The organism is Candidatus Limnocylindrales bacterium, assembly GCA_035626395.1.
Taxonomy (GTDB): domain Bacteria; phylum Desulfobacterota; class Binatia; order UBA1149; family CAITLU01; genus DASPNH01.
In genome coordinates this window covers 16,579-41,399 of the sequence record DASPNR010000026.1, presented here as the reverse complement: position 1 = coordinate 41,399, position 24,821 = coordinate 16,579, and the positions used below count along the sequence as shown (strand labels likewise).

Annotated in this window: 17 protein-coding genes; 6 read left to right on the top strand and 11 right to left on the bottom strand. The window is 66.4% G+C overall.

Annotated elements, in window-relative coordinates; genetic code table 11:
* Window positions 1-2 precede the first annotated feature (2 nt).
* Window positions 3-554 (top strand): gamma-glutamylcyclotransferase, encoded by a 552-nt coding sequence (locus VEC57_08865; GenBank protein ID HYB99234.1) that lies wholly within the window; start codon window positions 3-5, stop codon window positions 552-554.
* Here the strand turns inward: VEC57_08865 and VEC57_08860 are convergent, their stop codons facing one another.
* Complete coding sequence (locus VEC57_08860; GenBank protein ID HYB99233.1) at window positions 555-1,001, bottom strand: YkgJ family cysteine cluster protein; 447 nt, start codon at window positions 999-1,001, stop codon at window positions 555-557.
* Between the two features lie 542 nt (window positions 1,002-1,543).
* Between VEC57_08860 and VEC57_08855 the strand changes: the two genes are divergently transcribed.
* From VEC57_08855 to VEC57_08840, 4 genes are all read left to right on the top strand, one after another.
* Window positions 1,544-5,974 (top strand): DUF4215 domain-containing protein, encoded by a 4,431-nt coding sequence (locus VEC57_08855; GenBank protein HYB99232.1) that lies wholly within the window; start codon window positions 1,544-1,546, stop codon window positions 5,972-5,974.
* 288 nt (window positions 5,975-6,262) lie between these two features.
* Window positions 6,263-7,426, top strand: coding sequence for an acyl-CoA dehydrogenase family protein (locus VEC57_08850; protein ID HYB99231.1), 1,164 nt, complete (start codon window positions 6,263-6,265; stop codon window positions 7,424-7,426).
* 85 nt (window positions 7,427-7,511) lie between these two features.
* Window positions 7,512-8,393 carry a MoxR family ATPase gene (locus tag VEC57_08845; GenBank protein ID HYB99230.1) on the top strand — a complete coding sequence of 294 codons (882 nt, stop codon included), beginning with the start codon at window positions 7,512-7,514 and terminating at the stop codon, window positions 8,391-8,393.
* A gap of 4 nt (window positions 8,394-8,397) precedes the next feature.
* On the top strand, window positions 8,398-9,606 hold the full coding sequence (locus VEC57_08840; GenBank protein HYB99229.1) for a VWA domain-containing protein: 1,209 nt from the start codon (window positions 8,398-8,400) through the stop codon (window positions 9,604-9,606).
* Window positions 9,607-9,742: 136 nt separating this feature from the next.
* Here the strand turns inward: VEC57_08840 and amt are convergent, their stop codons facing one another.
* The gene (gene amt / locus VEC57_08835; protein HYB99228.1) at window positions 9,743-11,212 is read right to left on the bottom strand and encodes an ammonium transporter; all 1,470 of its coding nucleotides are present in this window, start codon (window positions 11,210-11,212) and stop codon (window positions 9,743-9,745) included.
* 297 nt (window positions 11,213-11,509) lie between these two features.
* Between amt and VEC57_08830 the strand changes: the two genes are divergently transcribed.
* Entirely contained in the window at window positions 11,510-12,394 is an 885-nt protein-coding gene (locus VEC57_08830; GenBank protein ID HYB99227.1) for a LysR family transcriptional regulator, read from the top strand.
* 8 nt (window positions 12,395-12,402) lie between these two features.
* Here the strand turns inward: VEC57_08830 and VEC57_08825 are convergent, their stop codons facing one another.
* The 9 genes from VEC57_08825 to topA form a co-directional block, all read right to left on the bottom strand.
* Window positions 12,403-13,413 (bottom strand): sulfotransferase, encoded by a 1,011-nt coding sequence (locus VEC57_08825; protein HYB99226.1) that lies wholly within the window; start codon window positions 13,411-13,413, stop codon window positions 12,403-12,405.
* Between the two features lie 59 nt (window positions 13,414-13,472).
* On the bottom strand, window positions 13,473-14,258 hold the full coding sequence (locus VEC57_08820) for an alpha/beta hydrolase (GenBank protein ID HYB99225.1): 786 nt from the start codon (window positions 14,256-14,258) through the stop codon (window positions 13,473-13,475).
* Window positions 14,259-14,724: 466 nt separating this feature from the next.
* Window positions 14,725-15,402 carry a rhomboid family intramembrane serine protease gene (locus VEC57_08815; protein ID HYB99224.1) on the bottom strand — a complete coding sequence of 226 codons (678 nt, stop codon included), beginning with the start codon at window positions 15,400-15,402 and terminating at the stop codon, window positions 14,725-14,727.
* Window positions 15,403-15,496: 94 nt separating this feature from the next.
* The gene (locus tag VEC57_08810) at window positions 15,497-16,414 is read right to left on the bottom strand and encodes a branched-chain amino acid transaminase (protein HYB99223.1); all 918 of its coding nucleotides are present in this window, start codon (window positions 16,412-16,414) and stop codon (window positions 15,497-15,499) included.
* A gap of 31 nt (window positions 16,415-16,445) precedes the next feature.
* Window positions 16,446-19,499 (bottom strand): bifunctional [glutamate--ammonia ligase]-adenylyl-L-tyrosine phosphorylase/[glutamate--ammonia-ligase] adenylyltransferase, encoded by a 3,054-nt coding sequence (glnE, locus tag VEC57_08805; GenBank protein ID HYB99222.1) that lies wholly within the window; start codon window positions 19,497-19,499, stop codon window positions 16,446-16,448.
* Between the two features lie 65 nt (window positions 19,500-19,564).
* Entirely contained in the window at window positions 19,565-20,338 is a 774-nt protein-coding gene (locus tag VEC57_08800; GenBank protein ID HYB99221.1) for a hypothetical protein, read from the bottom strand.
* A 157-nt stretch (window positions 20,339-20,495) separates the two neighbouring features.
* Window positions 20,496-20,765, bottom strand: coding sequence for an HU family DNA-binding protein (locus VEC57_08795; GenBank protein ID HYB99220.1), 270 nt, complete (start codon window positions 20,763-20,765; stop codon window positions 20,496-20,498).
* 150 nt (window positions 20,766-20,915) lie between these two features.
* Window positions 20,916-22,265 (bottom strand): methylenetetrahydrofolate--tRNA-(uracil(54)-C(5))-methyltransferase (FADH(2)-oxidizing) TrmFO, encoded by a 1,350-nt coding sequence (gene trmFO, locus VEC57_08790; GenBank protein ID HYB99219.1) that lies wholly within the window; start codon window positions 22,263-22,265, stop codon window positions 20,916-20,918.
* Window positions 22,266-22,434: 169 nt separating this feature from the next.
* A complete protein-coding gene (gene topA / locus VEC57_08785; GenBank protein HYB99218.1) occupies window positions 22,435-24,804 on the bottom strand; it encodes a type I DNA topoisomerase in 2,370 nt (789 codons plus the stop codon).
* Window positions 24,805-24,821 lie beyond the last annotated feature (17 nt).

Genomic DNA, 24,821 nt, shown 5'->3' with positions numbered 1-24,821 from the left:
CGATGAACGACTGCTGGATCTTCGGCTATGGCTCGCTGATGTGGAGGCCCGGGTTCCCATATCGCGACGCGATGCTGGCGGTGGCGCACGGCTGGCAGCGGCGCTTCTGGCAGGGGTCCACCGACCACCGTGGCGTGCCAGGCGCTCCCGGACGCGTCGTCACGCTGGTACCGGCCGCGGCGATGACCTGCGAGGGAGTGGCCTTTTGCGTCGCGGCAAGGGACTCCCACGCCGTCCTGCAGATGCTCGACGAGCGCGAGCGCGGCGGCTACCGGAGAGAAAGGCTGGAGATCACGACGGCTTCGGGCGCGCGGCTTCTCGCAACGGCTTATGTCGCAGAGCCCAGCAATCCCCATTATCTCGGGGACGCGTCTCTGCCTCGGATCGCCTCGCAGATCGCAGGCTGCCGGGGTCCCAGCGGCGCCAACGTCGATTACGTGCTCGAGCTCGCTGCTGCGCTGCGACGGCTCGGCGTACACGACCAGCATGTCTTCGAGCTGGAAACCATCCTTCGTACGCTTTGTCCGGACACGGCGCCGCGGCACGGGGACTGATTAGTCGGCTTCGTCGGCCAGCTTCTGCGCAGCAATCCTCGCCTGCACCTCGGCCACCGAGAATGCCGGTCCCTGGCCAACGCCTTCGCAGATGCTTCGCGCTTCGGCTGTCCAGCGCCCGCGGCGGATGAGCTCGGGCCAGACCGGAAACGTTCGGCACTGCGTGGGGCGGGACTCGTAGACGGTGCAGAGCTTCGTGTCGGGGTCGAGAAAGACACAGCGGCCGCCGGGGAAATCCAGCTCGGTCCAGCCGTCGGCGTCGCGCACGGTGTATCGGTCGCGGAAGTCCCGCACGCCGACCCCCAGCGCCGACGCCAGAGTCTCCATCTCGTCACGATTGACGTAGACGTGGGCGTACTCGCCCCGCGTCCAGCAGCACTTTCCGCACTGGGTGCACTCGAAATGGAGGTTGGTGGTTCCGGCGGCGGGCGCTGGCTTCGTCGACATGGCGGGCAACGATGGGAGCGGCGTGGCCCGATGGCAAGCCGCGTTCTACCAAGCCGCGGAAGCCTCGCCTCATCGCCGCGCCCGCTACGGGCGGTTCACTCGGCTCGGCGACCAACCGCACCGACGATTCTTGCTCGCACGGCCCCGGCTCGCGACGCCCCCTCTTCCCCTCAGTTTGAGTCGCGCCCTCTGCACCACTTTTCTTGGTCGAGCAAAATTTTTTTTGCCGCCCGCCACTGACGACGAATTTGCTGAGCATCAAGAGACGCGGAGACGCAACCCCCCAGAAAATCGTACAAACGTGAACAGTGCTTACAACTTGTTCGTAAGCTCTGAAGTTCTCGATTCTTCCTCAAAAGCGCCGTGGGGCGCGGCAGGGGCAAAAACTGCTTGCGCAAAATTGGCCACCGGGTGAAGAATGCATTCGTCAATTTTATCACGGCCTAAATCTGATGAAGATGTAGGCGGCTGCAGCAAGCAAGGGGGTTGTTATGCTGCTTCGGAAAAGGGGGGACCAGCCACGTGCTCGTCCCGAACATAACTTGAAAGCTCGTCCCGCCGGCACTCTCAGCAAGATGCTGGCGGGGATGCTGGTACTGACTGCGGTCTTGATGCCGGCCGTAGCACCGGCCGTCGCCGTCGGACCGCACGAAGCGACCTTCGTGGCGGTGCGCTATGACTATCCCACCACGGGCAAGTCGACCTGGTACTACACGTTCCGGTCCAACAGCGGCGCCAATGCGATCAGCCACCTGACCATACAGCTCGGGACCTGCGTGTCCTCCTCCATGCTTTCGGCGGCGGGCGTTTGGGGCCCGACGCAGAACGACCTCAGCCCGCGCACCGTCGTCTTCGGAAACGACCCGACCACCGGCATCTACGGCGTCAAGTTCGATACCGGGTTCGATACCGGCGAGACGCGCAACTACTACATCACGCTCAACGCGAATTACGCCACCGAGACCACAGTGGTGGCGCTGAAATACGGCAGCACCTTCAGCACCGGCACGCTGACGGGCCCTTCGAACAGCTGCACGCTGCGCAGCGTCTGCGGCAATGGCGTCAAGGAAGGCACCGAGCAGTGCGACGACGGCAACGCTTCGAACACCGACGCGTGCACCACGACCTGTCAGACCGCGCGCTGCGGTGACGGGTTCGTCCAGGCCGGCATCGAAGGCTGCGACGACGCGAACGCCATCAACACCGACGCCTGCACCAACAGCTGCGCGGTCGCGCGCTGCGGCGACGGCATCGTCCGCAGCGGCGTCGAAGCCTGCGACGACGGCAATGCATCCAATAGCGACGCCTGTTTGACCACTTGCGTGGCGGCCGCTTGCGGCGACGGCTACCTGCACGTGGGTACGGAGCAGTGCGACGATGCCAACGCGATCGACACCGACGCCTGCACCAACAGCTGCACGAGCGCGCGCTGCGGCGACGGTATCGTCCGTGCCGGCGTCGAGGCCTGTGACGACGGCAACGCCGTCAACACCGACGCCTGCCTCAATACCTGCGTGCCCGCCGCCTGCGGCGACGGCTTCGTGCGCAGCGGCGTCGAGGCCTGCGACGACGGCAACGCCTCCAACACCGATGCCTGCCTCACCACGTGCGTGGTCGCAGCCTGCGGCGACGGCTTCGTCAGAACCGGCGTCGAGGCGTGCGATGACGGCAACGCCGTCAACACCGACGCCTGCACAACGACCTGCCAGGCGGCGCGCTGCGGCGATGGCATCGTTCGCACCGGCGTGGAAGCGTGCGACGACGGCAATGCGTCCAACAACGATGCGTGCCTGACAACCTGCGCCGCGGCCGCCTGTGGCGACGGCTTCGTTCGCACCGGCGTCGAGGCCTGCGACGACGGCAACGCCTCCAACACCGACGCCTGTCTCGCCACCTGCGTCACCGCCACCTGCGGCGATGGGTTCGTCCGCACCGGCAGCGAGACCTGCGATGACGGCAACGTCACCAGCGGCGACGGCTGCTCCGCCTCCTGCGCGACCGAGGCCTGCGGCAACGGCGTCGTCGACGCCGGCGAGCAGTGCGACGACGGCAATGCGGTCAATACCGACGCCTGCCTCAACACCTGCACGAACGCGCGCTGCGGCGACGGCTACACGCGCACCGGCGTCGAGGCGTGCGACGACGGCAACGCATCCAACAACGACGCCTGCCTGAACACCTGCGCCGCCGCCGCCTGCGGCGACGGCCACATCCGCACCGGCAGCGAATCCTGCGACGACGGCAACGTGACCGCGGGCGACGGCTGCTCCGCCACTTGCACGACCGAGGTCTGCGGCAACGGCGTGGTCGACCCGGGCGAACAGTGCGACGACGGCAACGCCGTCAACACGGATGCGTGCCTCGATACCTGCGCGAACGCGCGCTGCGGCGACGGATATGCACGCAACGGCGTCGAAGCCTGTGACGACGGCAACGCGTCCAACACCGACGCGTGCCTGACCACCTGCGTTGCCGCCCGCTGCGGCGACGGTCACGTCCGCTCCGGCGTCGAGGCCTGCGACGACGGCAACGCCACCAGCGGCGACGGCTGCTCCTCCACCTGCGCGACCGAGGCCTGCGGCAACGGCGTCATCGACGCCGGCGAGCTGTGCGATGACGGCAATGCCGTCAACACCGACGGCTGCCTCAACACCTGCATCAGCGCCAGCTGCGGCGACGGCTTCGTTCGCACGGGTGTCGAAGCCTGCGACGACGGCAATGCGTCCAACACCGATGCCTGCACGACGACCTGCGAAGCCGCCCGCTGCGGCGACGGCTTCGTGCGGGCCGGCGTCGAATCGTGCGATGACGGCAACGCGTCGAACACCGATGCCTGCACCAACACCTGCGCTGCCGCCCGCTGCGGCGACGGCTTCGTGCGCACGGGCGTCGAGACCTGCGACGACGGCAACGTCCTCAACACGGACGCCTGCCTTTCCACCTGCCTGCCCGCCACCTGCGGCGATGGCTTCGTGAGGGCCGGGGTCGAGTCCTGTGACGACGGGAATCTCTCCAACACCGATTCCTGCCTCACCACCTGCGCCACCGCCACCTGCGGCGATGGCTTCGTGCGGGCCGGTGTGGAGTCCTGTGACGACGGAAACGCTTCCAACACCGACGCATGCCTGACCACCTGCACCGCCGCGGTCTGCGGCGACGGCTTCGTGCGCACGGGCGTCGAGCAGTGCGACGACGGCAACGCCGTCAACACCGACGCATGCCTGACGACCTGCGCCACCGCGACGTGCGGCGACGGCTTCGTACGCGCGGGCGTCGAACAGTGCGATGACGGCAACGCCACCGCCGACGACGGCTGCGGCTCCACGTGCCAGATCGAGAATCTGGCCTCTGTGGGCGACCACGTCTGGCTCGACACGAACCGCGACGGCATCCAGGCGCGCAACGGCAGCGAGCCAGGCCTGTCCGGTGTCCTCGTGCAGCTCTACCGCGTTCTCGCCGGGGGCAGCAGCGAGCTCGTCGATGAGCAGACCACCGACGTGCAGGGCTACTACCTGTTCGAGCGGCTCGCCGCCGGCAACTACTACATACAGATCGTCACTCCTGCCGGCTGGTTCCTAACGGACGCGCACGCCGGCGCCGACGGAAGCCTCGACAGCGACGGCGATCCGCTGACGGCGCGCACCTCCAACTTCAGCCTCTCCTCGGGCACGCAGAACCTGACCTTCGACTTCGGTCTGCATCAGTGCGGCGACGGCGTCGTGGACGTGACGGAGGCCTGCGACGACGGCAACGCAGCCAACGATGACGCCTGCCTGAGCAATTGCGAGGACGCCGCGTGTGGCGACGGCTTCGTGCAGACCGGCGTGGAAGAATGCGACGACCTCAACCTGGTCGACGGCGACGGATGCAGCGCAACCTGCACGATCGAATCGGGCAATGACGTCGTCGACCTGTCGATCAGGAAGTCCGATTCGCCCGACTCGGTGCGCGCGGGCAACCGCCTCGGCTACTCCCTGACGGTGACCAACAACGGTCCCGGCATTGCCTTCGACGTCGAGGTCATCGAGAACCTCGATCCGAACACGACCTTCGTCAGCGCCACCATGCCATGCGCCCCGTTGGCCGGCATCGGCCTGCGCTGCAACCTCGGTGCTCTGCTCTCAGGCGAGTCCGTGACGTTCGACATCCAGGTCGACGTGCTCGAGACCGCCCCGACGAGCGGCTCCAACCAGTTCGGGTTGTGCGATGGCAACAGCGATCTCTGCAACATCGCCGCCGTCACGACTTCCTCGAACGACACCAACGCGAGCAACGACTCCGACGAAGAGCCGACGGACGTTCTGCCGCCGTCGACGGATCCCGGCACGAGCGATTGCGGCAATGGCATCGTGGAAGTTGGCGAGCAGTGCGATCCGCCGAGCGGCGAAGATTGCGCCAATACGTTCGATGACGACTTCGACGGCCTCATCGACTGCAGCGATCCGGACTGCCTCACCGGCCAGCCCACCTGCAGCCTGAGCTGCGAGATCGTGCCGCAGTGCCAGCCGATCCTGAACGATCCGGCCAGGATCAAGTTCGGCAAGAACGGCGCGCCCGACGTGATGAGCATGCACGCCCGGTTCGAACCCTACACCTCAATCGACCTGTTTACCGAGCCGGTGCGCTTCTCGCTCAGCAATGCCAACGGCATCATCTACCGGGCATCGCTGTTCCCGGGTGACCTGAAGGGCAACAGCAAGGGGACCGCGTTCAAGTACACGGACTCGCTGGCGCGCATGGGCCGCGGGCGCCGCAGCGGAATCGCCAAGTTCCAGATCAAGGCCAAGCTCATCAACGGCGTCCTGACCTATCCGTTCACGTTCCAGGTGTACGGAGATTTCTCGAAGGCGACGCTTCCGGAGATGACGACCGAGATCATGTATGGAACGGACATCGCCTCGTTGACGGCTACGTGGGCAGGCAGCTACCCGAAAGGCTGGGAGCTGTCGATGAGCATCCTCAACGCGCAGTAACCGTGAACGGTGGGATGACAAAAAGGATTGCGATGCGACTGCAATTGCTTCAGCTTCGCATCGCTACCAATGCACGTCCGACGTCGACTCTAACCCCCTTGGGGTCGGCACCGGCGCGCTGGCCTCTCGCGTAAGCGAGAGGCAGGTGGTCAGCGCTCCGCGAAAGCGGGACGCTCGGCCGGTCGGCCTGTTACCCCCTTGCAGGCCGGCCGGCCAACCACCGGTCGCTTCCCGCGGTGCCTCCGCCGCCGCCATTGCGTAGCCCCTTTTCCTCGCGTACGAAGCGCCATGCCGAACGAGATCTTCAGCGAACACGAGATGTTCGCCACGCCCGAGCACCGCGCATTTCGCGCCAGCATCCGAAAATTCGTCCAGGAGGAGCTCGTCCCGCGCTCGCGCGAGTTCGACGAGATGGGCCGTATCGACAAGAGCCTGTATCCGAAGATGGGCGAGCTGGGGATGCTCGGCATCCGCTACGACCCGCGCTTCGGCGGCGCCGGCCTGGACTGGAGCTTCTCGGCGATCCTGGCCGAAGAGGTCGGCTGCTGCGACAACGCCGGCGTGGCCATGGGCATTTTCGTTCAGACCGACATGGCCACGCCTGCCCTCGCCCAGTTCGGCTCGGACGAACTGCGGGAGCGCTGGCTAGCCCCCGCCATCCGCGGCGAGGCCGTGGGCGCCATCGCCGTCACGGAGCCGACGGCGGGCTCGGACGTCTCGGCGATCAGGACGCGTGCCGTGCGCGACGGCGACGATTGGGTGATCAACGGCTCCAAGACCTTCATCACCAACGCCGCCACGGCCGACTTCTTCTGCCTCCTGGCGGTATCGGATCCCGAAGCCGGCTACGGCGGCTTCACCCAGATCATCGTCCCGACCGACACCCCCGGCATCAGCTACACGCTGCTCGACAAGATCGGCAATTGGGGCTCGGACACGGGAACGATCTATTTCGAGGACGTTCGCGTCCCGATATCCAACACGATCGGCGATCCCGGACGCGGCTTTCAGCAGCAGATGGTGCAGTTTCAGGACGAGCGCCTCATCGCCGTTCTCGCCTCCAGCGCCGCCGCCATGGATTGCTGGGAAAAGACGCGCGACTACTGCCAGCAGCGAATCGTGTTCGGCAAGCCGCTGACCAAGTTTCAGGTCAACCAGTTCAAGTTCGTCGACATGCTGATTCGGATCCAGGCGGCGCGCGAGCTCGGCTATGCATGCGTGCGCAAGCGGATCGACGGCGAGGATGCGACGCGCGAAATCTCGATGGCGAAGATCTTCTGCATCGAGGCCCAGCAGTACGTCGCCACCACCTGCATGCAGATGTACGGCGGCGCCGGCTACCTGACCGACAACCCGGCGGGCCGCATGTTCGTCGATTCGCGCCTGGCTTCCATCGGCGGCGGCGCCGACGAAGTCATGAAACAGGTGATCGCCAAGAGCCTCGGCTTCTAGGGCGGCATGAGCTTTTGCGGCCGCCGCGGGATGTCGCATAGCCACCGACGTTCGAGATACGCTGCCTGCTTCTGAAAGGAATACGATGTCCGACCAGCAACCCTTCTACCGCTTCACAGGCACCGACGGCTACATCGCCTCGGAGTCGCTCGTCGACGCCGTCAACTGCGCCATCGCACTGCAGCGACCGCTGCTCCTGCGTGGCGAGCCCGGCACCGGAAAGACTTTGCTCGCTCGCCACATCAGTGCCGCACTGGGGCTGAAGATGGAGAGCTGGCACGTCAAATCGACGTCCAAAGCAGCCGAAGGCCTGTACGTGTACGACACGGTCCAGCGGCTGAACGACAGCCGTTTCGGCGGCGGCAACGTCGCCGACATCCGCTCGTACATCAAGCTGGGCCCGGTCGGCCGCTGCTTCGTCGCCGACGAGCGGCGCGTGCTGCTGATCGACGAGATCGACAAGGCGGACATCGAGTTTCCCAACGATCTTCTGCACGAGCTCGACGAGATGCGTTTCACCGTCGTGGAGACGGGCGACGAGATCGCCGCCAAGGAGCGCCCGATCGTCCTCATCACGTCCAACAACGAGAAGGAGCTGCCGGACGCGTTCCTGCGCCGCTGCATCTTCCACTACATCGAATTCCCGGACGTACGGCTCATGCGCCGCATCGTGGCCGTGCATCACCCGAACCTGGACACCAACCTGCTCGACCAGGTGCTGATCAAGTTCTACTGGCTGCGCGAGCAGCCCGAGCTGCGAAAGAAGCCTTCGACGTCCGAACTGATCGACTGGATCGCCGCGCTGCGCCGGGCGGGGATCGGCGCCGACAAGATCGAGGAGCACATCCCGTTCGTGGGCAGCCTCCTCAAGACGGAGCAGGACTCGGAGGCGCTGGACCGTTACAACAAGAAAGGCGGCAGCTACCCGTCCAGCTGGTCGGAGCTGGGCCCGCGCTACAACCAGTAGGCGGATGTTCCTCGAGCTCTTCTACGGTCTGCGCGACGAGGGCGTTCCGGTCGGAACGCAGGAATGGCTCACGCTGATGGATGCGATGGCCATGGGCCTGCACGGCTCGAGCCTGCAGCGCTTCTATCACCTCGCCCGCGCCTGCCTGATCAAGCATGAGGGCCACTTCGACGCGTTCGATCGCGTCTTCGCGCGCGTGTTCCACGGCGTCGAGGGGAGCCTGGACAAGCTGACCGAGGAGATCCTGGAGTGGCTGCGCGATCCCAAGAGCTTCCCGCAGCTGACGCCCGAGCAGCTGGCTGAGCTCCAGCGCCTTACCGGCGATGAGCTGATGCGCCGCTTCCTGGAGACTCTTGCCGAGCAGGACGAGCGCCATGACGGCGGAAACCGCTGGGTCGGCACCGGCGGCCGCTCTCCTTTCGGTCATGGCGGGGTCCATCCGACCGGCATCCGCGTTGGCGGCCCAGGCCGCAGCCGTTCGGCGATGAAGGTAGCCGAGGAACGTCATTTCGAGGATTACCGAACGGACGTGAAGCTGGACGTGCGCCAGCTCAAGGTTGCGCTACGCCGCCTGCGTCAGCTCACCCGTCACGGCAGCGCCGTCGAGCTCGATCTGGACGAAACGATCGACGAGACCTGCCGCAACGCCGGCGAGATCGAGATGGTGTTTCGTCCGCCCCGCCGCAACGACGTGCGCGTGCTGCTGCTGATGGACGTGGGCGGGACGATGACCCCGTACTACGAGCCCGTCAGCCGGCTGCTGACGGCACTGCACGAGCAGCGCGGCTTGCGGGCGTTCGAGTCCTACTACTTCCACAACTGCATCTACGACCACGTCTACACCAGCGCCCGCCTGACGCGCGCGAGCGCCGTGCCCACCACGCAGGTGCTGCGCACGCACGAGCCGTTCTGGAAGGTGATCCTGGTCGGCGATGCAGCCATGCATCCAGCCGAGCTGCTCGAGCCGTTCGGCGGCATCGATCCCAGGCAGACCACCGCCACGACCGGTCTGACGTGGATGCAGCGGGTGGCCGAGCACTTCGACCGCGCGGTGTGGCTCAATCCCGAAGACCGCAAGGTCTGGACGCACACTCATACGACTCGGATTCTCGAGCGCGTCTTCCCGATGTTCCCGCTGACCGTCGATGGAATCACGGATGCCGTCCGCCTACTGGTCGGCGTGGGCAAAGCGAGCAACGCCCGGGCCGCGTAAGCGGCCCGGGCATCGGCTTCCCAACCCCGCAGGCTCGATTTCGAGCCTCATGCAACCTCCACACCCGGTCCCACCGTGGAAATTGGCGACGCGCCGGTAGGGGACCGGTCACCGGCGCGCCGCCGCCACCCGTCGACTACTGCGCGGCCTCTCCGAGGCGGTACTCGCGCGCGAGGACCGAGTTCGCCATCGCGCCGCCCGAAGCTGCCGCCATCGCAGGGTGGATGGACCCGATCCTAGTGGAACTGAAATCCGGGTAGGCGCTGAGGCCATGCTCGCCGGCGTCGAGGCCTTCGATCTCCTCCTCGGCCGACACCCGAATCCCCATGATCGCCTTGATCGCGAACCAGCTCGCGAACGAGGCGACGAGCGTGAAGATCGCAACCGAGACGATGCCCGTCAGCTGCGCGGTGATCAACGCCATGCGGCCGTTCTCGAGCAGCGCAGCGCCGTTGCTGTAGTCCGGGCTCGCAAACAGCCCCACGCACAGCGTTCCCCACACACCGTTGACGAGGTGCACCGACAGCGCGCCGACCGGATCGTCGATTCTCGCCTTGTCGAAGAACAGCACGGCGTAGACGACCAGGACGCCGCCGATGCCGCCGATCAGCACGGCTGCCGGGGTGCTCACCCACGCGCACGGTGCGGTGATGGCAACGAGGCCGGCAAGACAGCCATTGGCGATCATCGTGTAGTCCGGCTTGCCCAGCGCCAGCCATGCCGCGAGCATCGCCGTCACCGACCCGGCCGCAGCGGCCATGTTGGTCGTGACGAAGATGTGCGCGATGTCCACGCCGTTGCCGACCGTCATCGTGCTGCCAGCGTTGAAGCCGAACCAGCCGAGCCACAGGATGAAGCAGCCGGTGAACACGCTGGTCATGTTGTGGCCGGTGATGGGAGCGATCTTGCCGTCCTTGGTGTACTTTCCGAGGCGCGGCCCGAGCACCAGGATTCCAGCCAGTGCGCACCAGCCACCGACCGAATGCACGACGGTCGATCCGGCAAAGTCCCAGAAGCCCTGCCCGGCCAGCCAGCCGCCGCCCCAGATCCAATGCCCGGTGACGGGATAGAGGATCGCCGTCAGCACCGCCGAGAAGACGATGAACGACAGGAACCTCACACGCTCGGCCACCGCGCCCGACACGATCGTGGCAGCGGTGCCTGCGAACACGAGCTGGAAGAAGAATTTCGCTTCCAGCGGCACGCCGGTCCAGGCGATGGCCGAATAGGCGCCCTGGTAGGCATCGCCGGTGGCCGGACTGTTGTCGGCGCCCGTCAGCATCAGCAGTCCCTCGCTCCCGAAGAACGGACTGCCGTTGCCGAACATCAAGCCCCACCCGATGAACCAGAAGGCCAGGGACGAGACAGCGAACACGGTGAAGTTCTTGGCCAGGATGTTGACCGCGTTCTTCGCGCGGCAAAGACCGCTTTCGAGCAAGCCGAAGCCGGTGTTCATGAAGAACACCAGCGCGCCCGTCAGCAGCACCCAGAAGGTGTCGATGGCGACCGGAGGGATTCCGGCCGGAGCTTCTTCTGCGAAGGAGCTGGCGGCCGATGCCAGCAACAGCGCCAAAGCGGTGGTGATGATTGTCGATCGAGTGCGCATGAAGAAAACCCCCGTCCTAACCGATAAGAGTCGGTTGTGAATCGTCACCCCGCGATAAGCAGAATCAGTGCCAGCGCCGGGGCGCCCTTCCGCACGGCCGCAAGGCGTGATTCATCGGCTCTTTTCGCAGTCGGAGAGCGCAAAAGGGCGTCAAACCCAACGTTTGCTGCTGCTTTCCCCGGCACTGCCGTGCCTTGGATGCAGGCAGCCCGCCCCAAGGCGGCGCGCCCGATCCGCAAGTCCCCAGCTTCGATAAGGAAAGAAGATCGATTAGGCTACGGCACGATGGACCTCAGAATGCTCGCGACCTTTCTCACGGTGGCCGAGACCGGCAGCTTCACAAGAGCCGGCGAGCGGCTGCGGGTGACGCAATCGGCGGTGAGCCAGCAGGTGCGTGCGCTGGAGCAGGACCTCGGCTCCACCCTGTTCGCACGCCAGACACGAAAGGTGACGCTGACGCAGGCCGGCAGCGTCCTGCTGCCGTATGCGCGCCAGATCGTACGCAAGGTCGAGGAAGCTCGCGCGGTCGTGTCGGATTTCGAAGGCATGGGGCGCGGGCGCGTGTCGGTGGGAAGCGGCGGCGCGGTCTGTCATCACATCCTCCCGGACCTGGTCCGGGAGTTCTCGTCGCGTTTCGGCAAGATCGATGTGCAGGTGCTCTCGGGCTTCTCCATCGAAACGCTGCAGCGCACGCTCGACGGCACCGTCGATCTCGGCATCCTTCTGCTGCCGGTGCAGGAGTCCGGTCTCGTGGTCACCGAGCTCGGCCGCGACGAGCTCGTTGCGATCGCGCCGCGCGATCACGCGTGGACCGCGCTCGAGCGGGTCAAAGCCAAGGATTTTGCCGGGCAGCCGCTGGTGGTCTACGACCGCCGGAGCCAGACGTTCCGTCTGCTCGAGCGCTTCGTTCTCGAAGCCGGAGTTTTCCCCAGCATTGCGATGGAGATCAGCGACCTGGAGGCCGTGAAGAAGATGGTGGCCGCCGGTCTGGGAGTCTCACTCGTTGCGAGATGGGCGGTGCGCAAGGAGGAACTGGCGGGCGACCTCGTCGTCCGTCCGCTGGGCCCTCGCGGCCTCTACCGGACCTGGGGCCTGGTCCGCCGTGCCAACGACGTGCTCACGGCGTCCCAACGCAGCTTCGTCAGCATCTGCACCTCGCGATTCCCCGACCTCTTGGCCTGAATGCGGTGCTACTCGCGGAGCAGCACGTCCGAAGCCAGCCGCACTCTCTGCAACAGCTTGCGAAGCTGCGGACTCTTCTGCACCTGCGCCCGCAACGTGACGATGGCGCGTCGCTCGAGGCGATAGCGATCGAGCTTCTTCGGTGCCGGCTTCCTGCCGCTGGCCGCGGCGCGTTCCAGAGGATCCCACAGCGTTTCGAGCGGATGGCCCCATAGCGCGAGATCGGCCGGATCCAGGCGTGCGATCATGTCGCGGCAAAGCGCGAGCCGCGCGGGGTCGCTGGCAATCTCGACGGCCCATTTGTCGATCGACTCGGTGCTCGGACGCGAATGCTTGGCCACGCCGATCGGATCGCCGAGACCTTTGGCCTCGTGCTTGTGCTTGCCGTACTCGACCGCCGATTCCTCGTGCGGCACACCCACGAACTCGAAGATCCCGCGCAGCATCGGCTCGGGATCGGCCACCAGCTTCTCGTAGACGACGTGGAAGATGGGCACCTTGCGCTCGCGAAGGAACTTGGCGATCGCGGGCACGTAGCGCTCCAGCAGCGGATTGTACTGGTGCGCCGTCTGGTAGTCGCTGTCGAAGAACGACTCCGCATACGAGCTGAACACCGCCAGAGGATGCCGGGTCAGGACCACATATCTCGCGTTCGGATAGATGCGCGCGATGAAATCCAGCACCAGTGCATACGCCGGCGTCTTGTCCAGGAAGATCTTCTTGTCCGGCTTGGTCGCGAGCATGCGACCGTACAGCGTGTCGCAATAGGCGCGGCACGCGTCGATGTAGTCCTGTTCGCCTCGCGGAAGGTCGGCGACGAATTCCTTGGTCGATTCAGCTGCCAGGACGTGATCGTAAGGAGCCTTGTCGACGTTGCCGTAGTAGCCGAGATGCGCCAGCGGCGTCAGCAGATGCGGCTCGGGGCGCCCGTAGATCTGCGAGTGCGAGGAGATCATGCGCGCAAGCATCGTCGAGCCCGAACGCGGCGAGCCGACCACGAACATTACGTTGTCTTCCATGTGTGCGGGCATCCTAGCAGAACGAATCGACGGTCAAACGATTGCCGGTTCCACGATGCCTACCTGGGAAGGCGCGCATCCAGCCACGCCCACATGTCCTCGAGAACCTCGTCGCGATTGATCTCGTTGAGCATCTCGTGCCGGCCATCCGGGTAGATCTTGATCGTCAGATCGCGGCTCGACGACGATTCGAGGAACGCCTTCGCCCCTTCGGCGCTGCACAGACGATCGGCCGATCCGTGCAGCAGCAGGATGGGATGGTCGAGCTCGGCGGCGCGGCCGACGATCGTCGCCAGGCCCTCGGCGAGGGCGACGAAGAGCCCCTGCTGCACGCGCTCGCGCAGGATCAGGGGGTCCTCCAGGTAGGCTTTCCAGGCTTCGGGGTCGCGGGACAGCCGCGTCGGGTCGATCGTGTTGTCGTGGGGGTCCAGGATCGGGACCAGGGCCGGGCCGGAAAGGACCACGAGGTCCGGCCGCAGCGGACGCTCCAGCAGATACGGCGTGACGATCAGGCCGCCCATGGAATGGCCGAACAGGACCGTCGGCAGGTCCGGATGGACCTCCAGCGCACGCCGGTGGAAGGCCTCCAGGTCGTCGAGGAAGTGCTCGAAGCGCTCCACTGTCCCCAGCTCGCCGCCCGACCGGCCGTGACCGCGATGGTCCAGGGCCCAGACAACCAGGCCGCGGCCGGCCAGGAAACGGGCCACGGGGTCATAACGCCCGCTGTGCTCGCCCATGCCATGGACCAGGATGAACAGCGCCCGCGGCCGACCCTCCGGCTGCCAGACGCGATAGAAAATCGGAACGCCTCCCGTCCCTTCGAAGCTGTTTTCGACGCAGGGCATCACAGCCGTATAGGCCGGCGACGGGCTCGAGTCGAGGCCAAATCGGACCCCAAAAATTCTTGCGGCAGGGCTTGTCGAACCTTTGGCAAGGACCTAGAAAAACGGCCCGGTGCGGAGTGCTGGACCAATCTGAGAATCCCCTAAAATCGGGTTGACGCACTTCGGCCGTTTCAGTACAACTCGCGGCCTGTTCGAGATTCGTGGGGGTTTTTGAGGAGAGTAGTTCAATGTTGGAATCGGCACTGATCGTTGCGGGGCTAGTGCTGATTGGTTGGTTCTTTCCGGAAGCCTGATTCCGGAGCACATCCAGTCCTATAGCCAGTATCCACGAGGGCAGCGGAGCCATGCTTCGCTGCCCTTCGCAATTGTGGGCGCCGCTGACGCTGCCGAAGCGTCGGTCGTCGTCCGGTCTCGCCTTTCGATTTCGCGGCGGGTCAGGCGCGCCGTGTTGCGGACAACGGCCGCGTCAGTGGTAGGTCGGGCCGGTCGGGCCTTGGCCGAACCGTCGCTTCTGCAACCGGCGCAGCTTCCAGCGCGCGTACGCGCGCCGCAGATCGGCGGGGCGTGGGATCGCGAACGACTCCAGTCCGCGCATCCCGTACCAGCGAAGGTAACCGTAGCCGAACGCCATTCCGCCAAGGTGCGCGGTATGAGCGACGGTGCCGGTGGCGTCGATGGCCTGGATCAGTTCGAGCAGGATCAGGAAGATCACCAGGTAGCGGACCCGGATCGGAAACAGGAAGTACAGGTAGACCTGCCGGTTCGGGAACCACAACGCGTACGCCATGAGGACGCCGTAGATGGCGCCGGAGGCGCCCACGCTCGTCACCCATTCGCCCCACTGCACCAGCGTGAAGGCAAGTCCGCCCCCGACGGCGCACACGAAATAGTACTTCGTGAAGAAGCGGTGCCCCCAGCGATGCTCGAGCTCGGAGCCGAACATCCACAGCATCAGCATGTTCAGCGCCAGGTGCACGACCCCGCCGTGCAGGAACTGGTAGGTGAACAGGCGCCACAGCTCGAAGTCGTCGACGACGAGCGCCGGCTTCAGGCCGAACTTCTGCGTCAGCCACGAGTCGGTGGCCAGCTGCAGGACGAAGACCGCGACGTTGGCGATGATCAGCCGCTTGACGCCGATCGGCACGGGTCCCTGTGGCCCGAGCCGGAACGGCGTCGACGGGCGATGGACCCATCGTCCTCCAGGGTTCACGCCGATCCCCGCGGCTCCGCCGCAGCGGTCAGAGGTAGGTCAGCCATGCGGAATGCTCCGGCCGCTTGCCGCGCAAGGTCGCGAAGTATTCCTCCTGCAGCGCGGTCGTGACCGGTCCCGGCCTGCCCTGCCCTATGCGACGGTCATCGAGGGACTGCAGAGGCGTGATCTCGGCGGCGGTGCCCGTCATGAACGCTTCGTCGGCGATATATACCTCGTCGCGCGTGAACCTCTCCTCGACGACCTCGATGCCGCGGCCGCGCAGCAGCGCGATGGCCGTGTCGCGCGTGATGCCTTCGAGCACCGTGCCGATGGGCGGCGTCTTCACCCGTGCGCCGCGCACGATGAAGAGATTCTCCCCGCAGCCTTCGGCCGCGTAGCCGTCCACGTCCAGCATCAGCGCTTCGTCGTAGCCGGCGCGGCGCGCCTCGACGCTGGCCAGGATCGAATTGACGTAGTGGCCGACGGCCTTGGCTTTGGTCATCAGCGTGTTGACGTGCATGCGCTGAAAGCTGGCGGTGCGCACGCGAATGCCGTTGGCCAGGCCTTCATCGCCCAGATAGGAGCCCCATGCCCAACAGGCGATGCTGACGTGCACGGGATTGACGGTTGCCGAGCCGAGCCCCATCTCGCCCTCGGCCACATAGACGAGCGGCCGGATGTAGCAGGCGCGCAGGCCGTTGTCGCGGATCGTTTCCAGGCAGGCCTGCGTCAGTTCCTCGACCGAATACGGGCACTCGATGCCGAGGATGCGGCACGATTGATCGAGCCGCACCAGATGCTCTCGCAGGCGAAAGACGGCCGAGCGGCCGCCGCCGCAGTCGTAGCAGCGAATGCCTTCGAAGGCGCCCAGACCATAGTGAAGCGTGTGGGTGAGAACGTGGACCTTGGCCTCGTCCCAAGGCACCAGGGTCCCGTTCATCCAGATGGATTTGGCTTTTTCCACGTTCTGCTCGTAGCGGCCCAGGCGCTCAACGTCAACGTGATGAGGAGAAGTGACGGTCGTAGATGGCGCGCACCGCCTCGCGCGTGGCCGTGTATGCATCCAGCAGAGCGGCTCCCGGATCGTCCTGCTCGATGCCCAGGCGCGTGGCCAGCGGCGCCAGCGCCGCCGCCTCGGTGCCGATCTCCTCGACCGGACGATCACGCTCCAGCCGCAGCCGCGCTTCCAGCCGTCGAAGAAAACGGTAGTGGCGCGCCAGCTCCTCGGCATCGGCCTCACCGAGCGCGCCGATGCGGCGAAGCGCGTCGATCGCGTCGAGCGTCGATCGCTGCCGTACCTCTTCGTGGTCGTGGCCATAACGGAGCTGAAGCATCTGAACGAGAAACTCCACATCGACGATGCCGCCGCGGCCCGTCTTGATGTTGAAGCGCGAGCGGCCTTCACCGGCCAGCTCGTTCTCCACGCGCGCTCGAAGATCGGCGATCTCGCGCATGCCAGCCTCGTCCAGTCCTTCCGACCAGATGCGCCTGGCCATCGCCTCCTCGATGGCTGGCGCGAGCGACGAAGGAGCGTGTGGCGATGCGGAGCAGTAGACGACGCGCGCGCGGATCAGCGCCTGCCGCTCCCACAGATCCGCTTCGCCCGAATGGTATTCGAGAAAGCGCTCCAGCGAAGTCACCAGAGGCCCGCTGCGCCCCGAAGGGCGCAGCCGCGCATCGACCTCGTAGACGACGCCGTCGCGCGTGCGCGAGCTCAGGAGCGAGATCAGCTTTTGCACCCATTTGGTCGCCAGAACGTGCGCATCGGCATCGTAACCGCCCGAGCCGCTGTCGTAGACGAAGATGAGATCGAGATCGGAGCCATACGACATCTCGCGGGCGCCGAGCTTGCCCATTCCGATCACCGCAAGCGTCAGCCGCTGCCAGGGCCCGGGCATCCGCCTCTGCACCAGCGTCCGTGCCAGCTCGGCGGAAGCGGACAGGGAGACCTCGGCGATCGTCGACAGCGAACGATGCACCGCATCGGTGTCGAGCGTGCCGGAGAGATCGTTGAGACCCACGCGCAACAGCTCGCCGATGCGGAATCGGCGCAGCGCCGCCATCACCGCCTCTTCATCGGCGCGGTCGGCCGGCAGCATCGCCTCCAGCGCCTGCTCGAGCCGCCCGGTGGTCGCTTCGGCGCTGGCTGCATCGGCGCGGACCATCGAGTCGAGCAGCTCGGGATGCCCGACGAGATGGCCGGCCAGATACGGGCTGCTCGCGAACAACGAGACCAGGATCTCCATGGTCTTCGGCGAGCTCCCGAGCAGTGCCAGGTAGCTCGTATGGGCACCGGTGCGGATGAGGAACTCGACGAGCCCATCGAGCGCGCGCTCGGGATCGGACGAACGCGCCACGGCATCGAGCAGCGCCGGCGCCAGCGCTTCGACGGCGCGCCGCCGCTGCGGGCTTGCCGGCCCGCGCAGCCGTCCGCGGTAGATGCGCGCCAGGTTGTGCGCCGCCTGCTCGCCGCCCGGAATGCCCATGCGTGCGAGCAGCGCGCCAGCTTCCTCGAAATGTCCCTCGCTGATCTGCCCCAGCACCGCCAATGAGACGGGATCGGCGGCGCGCTGGCGGGGCGCGCCTTCGATGCGCAGCTCGAGAAAGCGCACGAACAACTCGTGCACGCGCCGCGTGTGCCGGTCCCAGTCGTGCTCGAAGGCGGCGATCTCGTCGAGCGGCTCGCCGCGGTCGTCGCGCGCGCCGGGCGCACCGCGCCGTCCGGTGCCATAGCCCAGACGACGCGCGAGCCATCGAAGGCCTTCTTCGGTTTGCGGCAGCGTCTGGGTCTGACGCTTCTCCTCGATCTGGATCGCGTGCTCGACGTTGCGCAGGAACGTGTAGGCCGACAGCAGGTCGCGGGCTTCCTCCGAGGATAGAAAGCCCTCCTTTTCCAGCGCAGCAATGGCGGCACGGGTGCCCGCGCCGCGCACGGCGGGAGCATGACCGCCGTGGATGAGCTGCAGAACCTGCGCGACGAATTCCAGCTCGCGGATGCCGCCGCGGCCGATCTTGACGTTGCGTGTGCCCGGCGCCAGCAGGATCAGCTCCGCGTCGATGCGGTCCTTCATGTTGCGGATGTCTTCGATGGTCTGGAAATCCAGATGCCGCCGGTAGATGAACGGCTCGAGCTCATCGATGTAGGACTGGCCGAGCTTTCTGTCGCCGGCCACCGGCCGCGCCTTGGCCAGCGCGCCGCGTTCCCAGGTGTCGCCCCAGCCCTCGTAGTACAGCACAGCAGCGTCGACCGTGGTGACCGCTTCGCCGTTGATGCCCTCGGGCCGCAGCCGAAGGTCGACGCGAAAGACGTGACCATCGGCGAGGTTCTCGCTCATCGCGCGCGTGACGGCCGTTGCCAGGCGCGTGAAGAACTGGCGCGCGGGCGGCGAGTCCTGCGCGACCTGGTCGGTCTCGTAGAGGTACACCAGGTCGATGTCGGAGCTGAAGTTGAGCTCGTGCCCGCCGAGCTTCCCCATGCCGATGACGACGAAGCCGACCGGCGTGCCGTCGCTCTTTTTCACGTCGCCGCCGGACCGCGCAAGGAGCTTGCGATGGTGCGTCACCGCGAGCTCGAGCGTCACGTCGGCCAGACGGGTCAGGCTCGTCAGTGTTTCGTCCAGTGTGGCGATGCCGAGCAGGTCGCGGGCGCCGATCCGATACATCTCGGCGGACGCGAGCTGGCGCAGCTTGCGCGCCAGAACCGTGGCGCTGTCCTCGTCGGCCACGGCCGCGCGACGCGACAACTCCTCGAAGCTAGGCAGCGCGTCGTGATAGGCAGCAGCGGCCGCCGGCCATGCCGGCCCACGAGCGACCAGCCACCGCGCCATTGAAGGGCTCGATCCACAGACGATCGCGAGATTCGCCCATTCCTGCGCCGGCCAGTTCCGGAACGCCGTCTCGCCGCCTTCGTCGAGCAAGCGCTCGAACGCGCCGACTGCATGGACGGGCGACGGGGCGTTCTCGACAGCGTGCTCGAGCGGCGCCGCCAGTGCGGGGTCGCGGACGCGCTCGAGGAGCGCCTGCAGTCTGGTGGAAGCTGCGGCAACCAAGCCGCTGCACATAGCACCGACACGCGCACATTGCGCGCGACGCTACGCATGCAGGCCGGGCGGCCCTACTCCAGGTCCGCCTTGCCGTGGGTGCCGACTCCGGGCACGGCAAAGGGCGCGCCGTCGGGATCCATCACGCGGACGACGACGGGCTGCAGTTGCGAGCACGTGGGAAGTGCGGCCAGCGCTGGCCCGACGATGGGCAGCAGCGCCTCGGCGCTGTTTCCGGAAAGCTCGATCTCACCTTCCGCAGGTGTGTCGTAGAGATAGCGCACGGGAAGGTCGATCACCGTCATGTCGCCGTTGGCTGAGTCGTTGATCGTGGCGCGGGTCACCACGTGCAGCGACCAGCCGGCGTGATCGTTCCCGTCGATCAACGCCTGATCCTGGATCGTCACTATGCCCGAGCAGCGCGACGAGACGCGAGTGACGTGGCAGGGGCCGGCGGGAAGCCCGAGCGGGAAGCCATCATCATCGGTCAGGACGCCACAATCGGCCACGATGGCACCGCGCATCTGCAACGAGCACATGCCTCGGTCCGAGAATTCGTACCTGGACCCCTGCCCCTGGCCAGTCTCGTCCCACGGCGGCGCCACCGGAGAGCACGCCGGAACCCCTGTCGTCGTTTCGGTATTGGGATTGTTGTAGCCGCCGGTGTTCTCGGTGGATGGACAGGCGGCGAAAGCGCGAATCAAGCTGGCCTTCACGCCCTTGTCGCGAGTCACCACATTGAAGCGGCAGCCGTCGTCGGCGGCGAATGCCGGAGCCGCCGTGAGGACCGGCACAGTCACGGCGACGTTCAGGATCGAGCGAAGGGCGCGGCGGGCAGTGAGTGTCATGGGGGGGCACTTTCTGCCGCACGCCACCGCTTCGTCAACCGACTTTGTGAGCTGCCGTGCAGATTGCGACAGCCGCGCGGGATGCGGAAGCGAAGCACGGCCGCGTTGCGGGCGGCCGTGCTTCGCCGCGCATTTGTTCGGGATGCGCCTCGGCCGCTTAGAGTGAACGCTTGAGCGATTGTGCCGGCTTGAAGCCGACCGTCTTGCTCGCGCCGATCATCATCTGCTCGCCGGTCTTGGGATTGCGGCCCATGCGTGCCTTGCGCTTGCGCACGGTGAACGTCCCGAGGCCGGAGATGGCCAGACGCTTGTCCTTCTTGATCGCCTTGGCGATGCCGAACAGACAGGCATCGAGAGCGCCGGCGGCGCTTCTCTTGGACATGCCGGTCTTCTTGGCAACGGCCTCGACGAGGTCCTGCTTGGTCATGATTGCCTCCTGCTTTCCATCCACACGACCCGCGTCGTTGCGACCGGGTCCCTTCCTCCGCTCCGCCGAAAACACGGGGCGTTGAAACGATGATGCGCCCGCGACCCCCATGGGTCAACGAATGCAGCGCACAGTGCGCGAAATATCTCGCTAGATCGGGCCTGCCGCGCACGCCGCGGGCGAAAAATCCGCTTCCACGGCGGCCATCCACGCGTCGAGATCGACCGCGGCCCGGCGTGACAGGGCTTCCTTCTTGTCGCGGCCGTGCAGGCGGCGCGGCAGCGGAGGAAAAAGCCCGTAGTTGGCGTTCATCGGCTGGAAATCGCGGCGCTGAGGGTCGGTGACGTACGCGATGAGCGAGCCCACGGCGGTCGTCGGCGGAGGAGCGATGGGCTGCTGTCCCCGCGCCAGCGCCGCCGCATACATCCCGGCCAGCAGCCCGGTGGCCGTCGATTCGACGTATCCCTCCACGCCCACCAGCTGCCCGGCCACCATGACGTCGGGACGCGCGCGCAGCGCCAGAAGCGGCGTCAGCGACGCCGGCGAGTCGATGTACGTATTGCGATGCAGGCTGCCCAGCCGCACGAACTCGGCGCGCTCCAGACCGGGAATGGTGCGGAAGATCCGGCGCTGCTCGGGGTAGGTCATCTTGGTCTGGAAGCCGACCATACTCAGCAGCCGTCCCTCCACGTCGTCCTGCCGCAGCTGAACGACTGCGTGCGCGCGTCGGCCCGTGCGCGGATTCTCCAGGCCCACGGGCTTCATCGGCCCGAACGCCAGCGTGTCGCGGCCGCGCCGCGCCATCTCCTCGATCGGCATGCAGCCCTCGAAGTAGATGCAGCGCTCGAAGCTCTTCAGCGGCATCGTCTCGGCCGCCAGGATGTCGGCGACGAACTTCTCGTACTGCTCGCGGTCCATCGGGCAGTTGACGTAGTCGTCGCTGCCCCGCCCGTAGCGCGAGGCGCGAAACGCCACGTCCATGTCGACGGACTCGGCGGTCAGGATCGGGGAGATGGCGTCGTAGAAGTAGAGGTGCCTGCTGCCGACGTAGCGTCCGAGCTCTTCGCTCAGCGCCGGAGAGGTCAGAGGGCCGGTGGCAAGGATGGTCAGCCCGTCATCGGGGATGCTCGTGACCTCGCCGCGCCGGATCGTGACCTGCGGCAGCGCCTGGATCGCCGCCGTGATCTTTTCGGCGAACAGCACCCGGTCCACCGCCAGTGCCGATCCCGCCGGCACGCGGACCTCGTCGGCCACGCGCATGATCAGCGAGCCCATCGCACGAAGCTCGCGCTTGAGCACACCCACCGCGGTCATCTCCGAATCGTCACGAAGGGAATTGGAGCAGACCAGCTCGGCCAGCATGGACGTCTGATGCGCCTCGGTCCCCCGCTCCGGCCGCATCTCCCAGAGCTCGCACTCCACGCCGCGCCGCGCGAGCTGCCAGGCAGCCTCGCTGCCGGCAAGGCCGCCACCAACAATCCTGATGTTCTTTTTGTTCATTCCGCCGTCGGTCTCTGAGCGGGCGGGCGCACCGGGTCAGCCGCAAGGCGCCCGGCGCGCGCGGAGCGCAGGCGCGCTGGAGGCCCTCCGGAGCGAGCACGGGACGGGCGACGACGCGGATGGCCCGCTCCGCGCGCCCCGCCTACTCTCGAAGCACCACCGCCCGCATCTACTCTTGAAGCGACATGCCCTCGTCGAGGGACTCCATGTACCCACAACCCTCTCGAGCACATCGCCTCACAGTCCCCGCGCGCTTCGTCGTCTTCTCCACCACCACCGGCGCCTCACACTCCGGACAGGGCACCGGCACCGGCTTGTCCCACAGCGCGAACTTGCACTTGGGATAGCGGTTGCAGCTGAAGAAGATCTTCCCGCGGCGCGACGTTTTCTGCACCATCTCGCCTTCGCCGCATCCGCCGAGCACGGCCGGACAGGCCACGCCGATCGGTATCGGCTGATTGGCGGACTTGACGTTCTTGCATTCCGGATACGCCGAGCAGCCGAGAAAGCGGCCGAACTTGGAGAACTTGTAGCGCATCGGCGCGCCGCACTTCTCGCACACCTCCTCGGTCGTCTCGGGCTCCTCGAGCTCGATGGAACCGTCTTCCTTGCGCGTGAAGTTCGCCGTGAACTTGCACTCCGGATAGGCCGGACACGCGACGAACTCGCCGTTGCGTCCCCACTTGACCACCAGGCGCTTGCCGCAGTTCGGGCAGGGCAGCTCGGTCTCGGTGACCTCGCGTTTGACGTCACGCATCTCGACGCGCGCGCGCTCGAGGTCGGCGCGAAACGGCGTGTAGAAGTGCTTGGTGGTGTCGAGCCAGCCTTTCTTGCCGGCCTCGACCTCGTCCAGCTCATCCTCCAGCCCGGCGGTGAACTCGACGTTGAGAATGTCGGGAAACGCCTCCACCAACAGATCGGTCACCAGGATGCCGAGCTCGGTCGGCAGCAGCCGCTTGTTGTCGTCCTGCTTGACGTACTCGCGCCCGAGGATCGTCGACATGATCGTGGCGTAGGTCGACGGGCGTCCGATGCCCTGCTCCTCGAGCTCGCGGATCAGCGAGGCCTGCGTGAAGCGCGGCGGCGGCTGCGTGTAGTGCTGCGTGGTCAGCAGCTCGCGCAGGTCCAGGAGCTGCCCCTGGCGCAGCTCCGGCAGAAGGCCCTCGGCCTCCTCGCTCTCCTCGGGCGTATCGCGCCCTTCCTCATAGACACGCAGGAAGCCATCGAACTTGATCACCTGGCCGCTGGCGCGGAAGCGACCGCCGGCCGCTTCGATGTCCACGCTGGTCTGGTCGTAGCGCGCTGCCGACATCTGGCTCGCCAGGAAGCGGTTCCAGATCAGCGTGTAGACGCGCAACTCGTCGGGCGGCAGATACTGGCGCACGCGATCGGGCGGGAACTCGAGCGACGTGGGCCGGATCGCTTCGTGCGCATCCTGCGCGCCCTTCTTCTGCCGGAACGTGTTGGGCGTCTCGGGCGCGTAGGCGTCGCCGAAAGTGGAGCGGATGTACGACAGCGCCGCGGCCTGCGCCTCGGCCGAGACGCGCGTGGAATCGGTGCGCATGTACGTGATCAGGCCGGTTATGCCGGCATCCCCGAGCTCGATGCCTTCGTACAGGCGCTGCGCGGCGCTCATCGTGCGCCGCGGCTGGAAGCCGTGCTTGCGCGACGCCTCCTGCTGCAGCGTGGACGTGATGAACGGCGGCGCGGCGCGGCGCTGGCGCTCGCTCTTCTTGACGTCGAGGACCTTCCACTCGGTGGCGGCGCGGAACCGCGCCTCGAGCTCGCGAGCCTGCTTCTCGTCGGCAATGTAGAAGGCCTTGGAGGCGGCGCCGTCGCCGCTGCCGTCGGCCGCACGCACGCTCTTCAGATCGATCTTGCGCCCGTCGACCTCGACCAGGCGCGCCTCGAATTGCCCGTTGCCGGTTTTGCCGGGCGCCACTTTGGCGGTGATCTGCCAGTATTCGATCGCCTGGAAGCCCTGGATCTCGCGCTCGCGCTCGACGATCAGGCGAACGGCCACCGACTGCACGCGCCCGGCCGACAGCCCGCGCCGGACCTTGTCCCAGAGCAACGGAGAGATCTGGTAGCCCACCAGACGGTCGATGACGCGCCGCGCCTGCTGGGCCTCGAACTTGTGCTCGTCGATCTCCACGGGGTTCTTGATGGCGGACTGGACCGCCGACTTGGTGATCTCGTTGAACAGGACGCGGTGCACCTTGCCGCGGAAGCTCTTCGGCACCACGTGCTGGGCGATGTGATAGGCGATGGCCTCGCCTTCGCGGTCGGGGTCGGGCGCCAGATAGATGCGGTCCTTGCCGCTGGCGGCGCTCTTCAGTTCCTTGATGACCTTGCCCTTGCCGCGGATGACCTCGTAGTCGGGCTCGAAGTCGCCGTCGACGTTCACGCCGAGCTTGTTCTTGGGAAGGTCGACCAGGTGGCCGACCGAGGCTTTCACCTCGTAGTCGCGGCCGAGGTAGCGCGCCAGGGTCTTGGCCTTGGCGGGCGATTCGACGACGACGAGGTTTTTGGCTGCCATGGGTACTACGCTGCTCC